The sequence below is a fragment of the Hyella patelloides LEGE 07179 genome, from assembly GCF_900659865.1.
GTDB lineage: Bacteria > Cyanobacteriota > Cyanobacteriia > Cyanobacteriales > Xenococcaceae > Hyella > Hyella patelloides.
In genome coordinates this window covers 20,431-27,013 of record NZ_LR213841.1, presented here as the reverse complement: position 1 = coordinate 27,013, position 6,583 = coordinate 20,431, and the positions used below count along the sequence as shown (strand labels likewise).

Annotated in this window: 7 protein-coding genes; 6 read left to right on the top strand and 1 reads right to left on the bottom strand. The window is 36.8% G+C overall.

Annotation, left to right across the window (positions count from 1 at the left end):
- The first annotated feature begins 736 nt into the window (after positions 1–736).
- From H1P_RS36060 to ribH, 6 genes are all read left to right on the top strand, one after another.
- The gene (locus tag H1P_RS36060; RefSeq protein ID WP_186375958.1) at positions 737–907 is read left to right on the top strand and encodes a hypothetical protein; all 171 of its coding nucleotides are present in this window, start codon (positions 737–739) and stop codon (positions 905–907) included.
- A gap of 214 nt (positions 908–1,121) precedes the next feature.
- A complete protein-coding gene (locus H1P_RS13705) occupies positions 1,122–2,453 on the top strand; it encodes a sensor histidine kinase (protein ID WP_144868016.1) in 1,332 nt (443 codons plus the stop codon).
- A gap of 63 nt (positions 2,454–2,516) precedes the next feature.
- The gene (locus tag H1P_RS13700) at positions 2,517–3,419 is read left to right on the top strand and encodes a helix-turn-helix domain-containing protein (RefSeq protein WP_144868013.1); all 903 of its coding nucleotides are present in this window, start codon (positions 2,517–2,519) and stop codon (positions 3,417–3,419) included.
- A gap of 82 nt (positions 3,420–3,501) precedes the next feature.
- Entirely contained in the window at positions 3,502–4,212 is a 711-nt protein-coding gene (locus H1P_RS13695) for a dienelactone hydrolase family protein (protein ID WP_144868011.1), read from the top strand.
- Positions 4,213–4,545: 333 nt separating this feature from the next.
- Positions 4,546–4,734: a photosystem II reaction center protein PsbZ gene (psbZ, locus tag H1P_RS13690; protein WP_144868009.1), complete on the top strand. Its 189-nt coding sequence runs from the start codon at positions 4,546–4,548 to the stop codon at positions 4,732–4,734.
- An 81-nt stretch (positions 4,735–4,815) separates the two neighbouring features.
- Positions 4,816–5,370, top strand: a complete 555-nt coding sequence (gene ribH, locus H1P_RS13685; RefSeq protein ID WP_144868007.1) for a 6,7-dimethyl-8-ribityllumazine synthase — start codon at positions 4,816–4,818, stop codon at positions 5,368–5,370.
- Positions 5,371–5,674: 304 nt separating this feature from the next.
- Here ribH and trhO read toward each other — a convergent pair whose 3' ends face one another.
- Positions 5,675–6,568: an oxygen-dependent tRNA uridine(34) hydroxylase TrhO gene (trhO, locus tag H1P_RS13680; RefSeq protein ID WP_144868005.1), complete on the bottom strand. Its 894-nt coding sequence runs from the start codon at positions 6,566–6,568 to the stop codon at positions 5,675–5,677.
- Between the last annotated feature and the right edge of the window lie 15 nt (positions 6,569–6,583).

Below are 6,583 nucleotides of genomic sequence, written 5' to 3'. Positions count from 1 at the left end.
CTAAATCAAGTTGACAATTGGTTTTTTATTTGGATAATATCTGTGTTTGTATTGATGCCGATTCTGATATTAATAATCTTTATATACTGTATATATCGATTGGGTAAATGGATATTAAGACAAAAAATAGATATTAAATAAGCTTGATTTTAGAAAAATCCTTCTCTTGAGATATTTTTTTAAAGTTCTAAATCTATTAATATGGACTGATAGGATGGCATTTAGCAAGGATAATCATGTTCATTTTTGATTAATTAAATACATAATTGTCCACCATTAAATAATGATAAAAATGCTGCTTAACTTCTCTTTTATCTAGTTAGATTTACCGTATTATCATCAGATAAAGTTAGTAGATAAATTTTATTTATGTTTAACTTTTTGTTAAAGCTATTCATATATTTATTAATAAATTATAGTCATTCTAAATAGAAACCATGTGAATAATAAATGCTGTAGCAAGTCGCTGTAACCTTTCTAACGACTGGCATCACCACATCAAGACTTACATGGTAGATAAACCTTCGGAGATTAATGGGAATGACTATACTGTTATACTGCTGAAAATCTTCACTATTTCCTTTCACATTTTCAAGATTTATATTTCCATCGAACTAGCGTTTTTGCAGAATGTCCTCTTGATTATTGTCATCTTCATGTCATATTCTCTCTTCATACTAAACAATAACAACTTAATTCAAGTTTTTTTGGAGATAATTACATGAGACTAAAATTAATGTCATTATTAGCTGGAGTAGCTGGAGTACTTACTTTAACTGTGCTTGCTGTTCCTGTAACAGCCCAAACTTGTAATGGAGGCAATAAAGATAAAAATACTACCGAGTCTAATTTTCCCGACACAACTCAAAGCAGTACTACTGTTGAAGCAACTGCTTTTACCTCTTAGTAGTTAATTACTCTCGATCCAACTTACGCCGAATTTATGGGTTTAAAATTTTCCTTCTTCAAATAACTTTTGAGTTATTAGCTAGCTGCTAATAACTTTTTTTTTGAGACTCAATCAATAATTAGTAGAGCTATTTCAATCAACCGCTAAACTAAAACAAATAGTAAAAAACAGATCGAGATCAAAACAAAAGATTACGTTGTCTATAAAAATAATGTTCAACCGCTCTCGTCGTCGCCTAGCTTATTGGTTTACCCTTTCGATGGGAAGTATTTTAATTTTATTTGCGTTTACGGTTTATCAGCGTCAGGTAAAAGAGCAAATGCAAGAATTTGATACTCAAATTTATACTCAAACTAAAAAAATTGCCTCCTTAACAACCTATCAACAACAAGAGAAAAGCTGGCAGATAAATACAGATAATGTATTCTTATCAAATCCTGAAATTCCCAATGAATCGAGAATAGTTTATGTTCGCTGGTATGATTCTCAGAAGAACCTTTTACAGTTTATTGGTAATTGTCCTCCTCAAAAGTCTCTAGTAACATCTGGATGGCAAACCCTAAAATACAACTGCAATTTGAATGGTGGCAATAAGCAAAAGCATCTGCGTAAATTCACTCTTCCCTTAAAATACAATCAATCTCTAGTGGGTTATCTACAGGTTGCGGTTTCTATTAATTCTGTTCGAGATTCCCTAGCGCGATCGCGTTTTTTCTTGGCTTTAGGAGTACCAATTACTCTCGGTTTTACTGGTATAGTGGGCTGGATTCTTGCAGGATTGGCAATGCAGCCTGTCAAACTTTCTTACGAACAATTACAGCGTTTTACGGCTGATGCTTCCCATGAACTACGCGCCCCAGTAGCAGCAATTCTTAGTAATGCTCAAGTAGGTTTACTCGCCCCAGCAGAAGATCGCCATCAACCCCGTCAGCGTTTAGAAAATATTGTCACTCAAAGTAAACATATAAGCGTTTTAATTACTAATTTACTATTTTTAGCCCGTCATCAAGGCAAATTAAATCCTCAAGATATTACGAAAACTGACGTAGTCGAGTTATTAAATTCTTTAGCCAATCAATATCAGGTTTTAGCAGCAGAAAAAGGTTTAGATTTTCAATTAAATTTACCAACTACATCTCAAAAAACTTATGGCGATCGCAATATGCCTACCAGCTACGCGGATCGCGATTTGTTACAACAGGCGATTCATAATTTACTGGACAACGCTGTTAAGTATACTCCCTCTGGTGGTATGGTTGCATTAACACTAGAAGTTAAACCCCGTAGAATTTTGATTACGGTTCAAGATACTGGTATTGGGATTCCCGCCTCTGACTTACCCCATATCTTCGATCGCTTTTACCGAGTAGATAAAGCCCGCACCAGACAAACAGGGGGTTTTGGTTTAGGATTGGCGATCGCACAACAAATAATTGAGGCTCATAATGGCAAGATTACGGTTGAAAGTAAAGCGGGAAAAGGAACTAAATTTCAGATTTGTTTACCTCTGCGATCTCGATCGATCGTAGAAACCAGAGGTTAATTAACGGTTTACTTATTCTTCCTCTTGCTATTTTTAAATTTCGTAGAACTCTTGAAAAACAAGATGAAAAACCCAGAGCAAATAGTAAAGCTGCTTGATTACAAACAGGAAAAGGCATCAAATAATTTTGTTCCTCAACCTGCGACACTTTCAAGCAAAGGCAGATGGGATAATATCCATTTTGAACTTCACCAACAGCCTAAGTTTGAGACACTCGAGCATCAACACACTATGCACGTAATTGCCTATGGTGTTTCCAACTCACCAGGGGAAAGATGGCTAGACGGAAGAATTCAAAAAGAAAAGCGAAATCGAGGAGATATTGCAATTATTCCTGCTGGGATTACCCATCGCTGTAACTGGAATAATTCAGCCGAGTTTGGGATTTTGGCAGTTGAACCTGCACTGCTGCAACAAGTAGGTCAAGATTTAGTAGATGGCGATCGCATTGAACTGATTCCGCAGTTTATGAATACTCCTGATGCACTGATACAAGGAATTTTCTCAACCTTAAGAGATGAGTTGGAGTCCCCTAAAATTGGTAGTAATTTATTGGTTGATAATCTGAAAATCACATTAGCAATTCACCTATTACGAAAATATTGCGCTACAAAACCCAAACTTTCCAGCTATGAAGACGGCTTATCTAAACTGAAGCTAAGACAAGTAACAGAATATATCAACGAACATCTCGATCGCGATTTAAAAATCATTGAATTAGCTGCGATTGCACAAATCAGTCCGTATCATTTTATACGCTTGTTTAGAAATAGCACGGGTAAAACGCCTCACCAGTACATATTGCAGCAACGAATTGAAAAAGCGAAGTATATATTGCAGCATAGCGAACTTAGCATCTCAGAAATTGCAGCTATTGTTGGTTTTTGTGACCAAAGTCACTTTACTAAATACTTCAAACGCATAACAGGTTTTACACCGAGAAAATATATCGCTAAATCGCAATAATTTACTAAAATTCCGCAACTTTTTTCTAGATTCAGAGATCGCATTTTTTCTAAAGTAGCTGTAAGTTCAAAGAGGTTTACAGATGCAAGTCGAACAAAGAGAAATAATTATTTCTACTCCCGATGGAGAAATGCCAGCTTTTTTATGTCTGCCTGTTGAAAGTAGCCCTAAACCAGCCGTGATGGTGCTGATGGAAGCTTTCGGATTGACTCAACATATCAAAGATGTAACAGTAAGAATTGCTAATGAAGGTTATTTAGCGATCGCTCCAGATTTATATTATCGTGAATTACCAAATAACAAGTTTGGCTACGATCGAGTCGAGTCAGCCAAAGCAATGATGTCTAACCTCGATTTCCGTAAGACTATGGAAGAAGATATTAAAGCAACGTTAGATTATCTTAAATCGCGAGCAGATGTCTATTCAGATCGCATTGGTGTAACAGGCTTTTGTTTTGGTGGAAGTATGACCTTTTATGCTGCTACTAGGTTTTCTTCTGAGATTGTGGTGGCTGCACCTTTCTACAGTGTGGTTCTTGATGAGTGGCTCGAAGCCGTTAGAAATATTACTATTCCTGTTTATTTATTCTTTGGTGGTGCAGATCCGTTTATTGAGAGAGATCGCATTACACAAATAGACTCTCGCTTCAAAGAACTCGGTAAAAACTATAAGTTAAAGGTTTATCAGAATGCGGATCATGGGTTTTTCTGTCACGAACGTTCTTCTTACAATCAGTTAGCAGCAGAAGACTCTTGGCGCGAACTTACACAGTTCTTGAAAAAGCATCTGTGAAAAGATTTTAATTCTAGTTTTAAATTTTATAATTGCGTTTAAGTGATTGTGAGGTTTAGAGCGATCGCAACGCGCCTCGCCAACGGCGATCTCGCTTTTTGGAGAGCAAAACATGATTTTTTACCTATTTTAAATTTTGAGAAATGTTAAGAAATATGATGAAATACTAGGCATCTGGGGTTCAACCTCTAAAAAAGCCTGTAAAAATCACAATATCTCTTCTCAGATGTAGTCAAACTTTGGTAGCGTAATAGTTAGGAAAACAATTACTAAATAATATTTTTATTTAGATTTCTGCCAATTAAATTTGCGATTTAAGGAGAATTAAAAAAAATGACCTTTATCTTCCAACTTGTACTATCTCTTTTAGTCTTATTTTCTTTTGTAATGGTTATCGGTGTTCCTGTAGCCTATGCTTCCCCCCAAAACTGGGAGCAGTCCAAAACTTTACTGTATGCTGGTTCTGGTGTTTGGGGAATTTTAGTGGTTTTAGTAGCGATTTTAAACTTTTTCGTTATCTAATCACAACAAGAGATATCCTTAATACTAATAGCGATTGTCTTCTAAAAGGCGATCGCTTTCTCTGGAATCAGTTTTTTATTTATGGCTACATTTGAAGGAAATTTTACTGGCGACTCATCTTCGTTTCGTTTTGCAATTGTAATTGGTCGTTTTAACGATCTAGTTACTGGTAAGCTTTTGTCTGGGTGTCAAGATTGTCTAAAACGTCACGGAATCAATGTTGACCCTATAGGTACTCAAGTAGATTATGTTTGGGTTCCTGGTAGCTTTGAAATCCCGATGATGGCTCGTAAGTTAGCAATGACTCAACGCTACGATGCGATTATTTGTTTGGGTGCAGTAATTCGCGGACAAACTCCTCATTTTGATTATGTTTCCTCTGAAGCAGCCAAAGGAGTTGCAGCAGCTAGTTTTCAAACTGGTGTTCCCGTAGTTTTTGGCGTATTGACTACCGATACGATGCAACAGGCTTTAGAAAGAGCAGGTATTAAAAGTAATTTAGGTTGGAATTATGCTTTAGATGCACTGGAGATGGCAAACTTAATGCAACAGGTTAACACCATCAGCGATGAACCGCCAATCGCTAACCTCAAAGCAATTCAGGAATCTCCTCAAGCAGTAATCGGCAATCAGTAATTAGTCATCAGTCATCAGCTATAGTTTTGATAAATACAGGTAAGGCGAGGTACATCCTACCCTACTACTTTATGCTGCTTGCGCTAGTTAAGAAATATCCTAAGAAACAAGGGAATATACAAAATTAGCGACATCAAAGCAAGAAAATCATTAATTAGTAACAGACAATGGTAGGGGCGTTTCCCTAAAGGACTCGGCTTCGCCGTCGCGCGACCATCGGTGAGTCCGTGATTGGCATCGCGTGAAACGCCCTTACTAGATTTAAGTCTGATTATCAATTTGCTAGGGTAAAGTTTTCCTCACCCTACTTTGTCGTATTATTTTGTTCAAATTCTCTTTGTCTTTGACGGTTAATTTGACGGGCTTTTTTCTCAGGGGTTAATTCTTCGTAGCAATAAGGACAAGAAATTATTGGTTCATAATAAGGTGATGCTTTATCCTCTTCCGAGATAGGATGTCCGCAAGCGTAACAAAGTTCGTAGTTACCAGTTTCCAATCCTTCTTTGACGGCTACTCTTTCATCGAAAACAAAGCATTCTCCTTGCCACAGACTTTCTTCTGGGGGGACTTCTTCTAAGTATTTCAGGATACCTCCTTTGAGATGGTATACCTCTTTAAATCCTTGAGATAGTAGGTAAGAAGAAGCTTTTTCACAGCGAATACCACCAGTGCAGAACATTGCTACTTTTGGATGTTGCTCTGGGTCGATATTTTCGGCGATATATTCGGGAAATTCACGAAAAGAATCAGTTTCAGGGTTAATAGCCCGTTGAAATGTGCCGATTTCTACTTCGTACTGATTGCGAGTATCAATTACCGTTACTTCAGGGTCACTTATAATGTTATTCCACTCTTGGGGTTTAACATAAGTACCTACTTTTTCATTAGGGTTTGCTTCGGTTTTTCCCAGAGTAACAATTTCTTTTTTCTGTCTTACTTTCAGTTTGCCAAAAGGTAGTGTTGTCGCAGTTGATTCTTTATGTTCGAGCTCTGAAAAGGGGGATAGCGATCGCAGATATGCTAAAGTATTGTCTATAGTCTGGCGCGTTCCTGCAATTGTGCCATTAATTCCTTCTTTCGCTAGTAAAATTGTGCCTTTAATCTCTTGAGATTGACAATAATTTAGGATAGGTTGCTGTATCTGTTGATAGTTAGGTAAAGATACAAATTTATAGAAGGTGGCAACAATGTAAGGCATCTTTCGTTGATAGTT